This is a genomic window from Polaribacter sp. IC066 (assembly GCF_007997085.1).
Taxonomy (GTDB): Bacteria; Bacteroidota; Bacteroidia; order Flavobacteriales; family Flavobacteriaceae; genus Polaribacter.
Genome location: NZ_VORR01000124.1, coordinates 1 through 1,647, shown reverse-complemented (window position 1 = coordinate 1,647; position 1,647 = coordinate 1). Strand labels below are relative to the sequence as shown.

Sequence of the window (1,647 nt, the reverse complement as noted above, 5' to 3'; positions counted from 1 at the left end):
TTTTGATGCTGGCATCCTGTGTGTCTAAAAAAGAGATTATATATTTTCAAAATGATGAAATAGACCAATCTAGAGTTTCCAATTCTTATAAGACGATTATCAAGCCAGATGATGTATTGCAGATTACCATTACTGCTTTAGATACAGAAGCGGTAAGACCCTTTAATCTATCTGCGGTTACCTATTCAACCACATCTAACTCGGCAATTGGCGCTGCACAACAGCAGACCTATTTAGTAGATACCAATGGGGAAATAGATTTCCCAGTACTAGGCAAACTAAATATTGGCGGTTTATCAAGAGACGAGTTTATTGCGTTTTTAAAAGATAAATTAGCACCTGATTATATTTTAAATCCTAATGTGAATGTACGTATTTCAAATTATAAAATTACGGTTTTAGGAGATGTACGTTCTCCAGGTAGCTATCCAATACCCAATGAGAGAATAACCATATTAGAAGCCATTGGTTTGGCAGGAGACTTAAACATATCGGCAGAAAGAAGCAATATATTAGTTCAAAGAGAGCAAGATGGCGAAAAAATACAGTATCGCGTAGATTTACTCTCTAAAAATATATTTACCTCACCCGTGTATTATTTACAACAAAATGATGTGGTGTATGTAGAACCCAATTATGCAAGGATTCAATCTGCTTCAGCCAATTCAAATACGGGGCTAATCATTTCTATTTCATCAGTTTTAGTGGCACTGTTAACCTCGATTTCTTTATTAAATAGATAAAAATGCAAGAAAATAACAAAAATTTTGGTGGTAGTCAGATTGAAAACGCTGACACTATTAATATAAGAGAAGAATTAGAAAAATATCTTGTGCATTGGAAATGGTTTGTCTTCTGTGTGATTCTCTCTTTATCATTAGCATTTATTTATTTAAGATATGCTACACCGCAATACAGCGCGGCTGCATCGATCATGATTAAAGATAATAATAAGTCTGGTATTTCTTCGGAGTTAGCTGCCTTTGAAGATTTAGGAATTATTGGTGGCGGGTCTGCTAACAATCCTGATAACGAAATAGAAATTTTAAAATCGCGGAAGATTATAGGAAATATGGTCGATTCTTTAGATCTGACCATTTCTTATTTTATGGAGGGAACCATAAAGAAAAGTGAAGTTTATGATAAAAACCCATTGGTATTAGAATTTATCAAAAAGAATTTTTTAGCAATTGAAAAAGATACTGCTTTTGTTATTTCTAGGTTGGATGAAAATAATATTGAATTCAAGACTTTAGACGGTGATTTGATTTCAAGATCAACTTTGAATACGGTTATTGAGAGTGAATTAGGGCAATTTAAAATACACCCCAGAAAAGATTTTGATAAAGATTCGGAGAATAATGAGGTAATTATTTTACTTAGAGGTCGTAATAGAATGATTGATACCTATAGAGCTAGAATTGGCATTAGTACCGTGGATAAAAACTCTAGTGTATTAACTCTTAGTTTGCAGGATGCAGTAAAAGTCAAGGCAGAAGATGTTTTAAATGAATTGGTACGTCAATACAATTTAGATGCGATTAAAGATAAAAGTATTGTTTCAGAAAAAACAAAAGATTTTATCGAGGAGCGGCTCACCAATGTGGGGGCTTTTTTGGCCTTAGCACAGGACAATGTACAAGAATA

General features: G+C 33.4%; 2 protein-coding genes. Both read left to right on the top strand.

Going from position 1 to position 1,647, the window contains the following annotated elements; all coding sequences use genetic code 11:
- Window positions 1-2: 2 nt before the first annotated feature.
- Window positions 3-743, top strand: coding sequence for a polysaccharide biosynthesis/export family protein (locus ES044_RS18190; protein ID WP_317132312.1), 741 nt, complete (start codon window positions 3-5; stop codon window positions 741-743).
- 2 nt (window positions 744-745) lie between these two features.
- Window positions 746-1,647 (top strand): Wzz/FepE/Etk N-terminal domain-containing protein (locus ES044_RS18185; protein WP_262713735.1); only part of this gene is annotated, 902 nt, incomplete at its 3' end.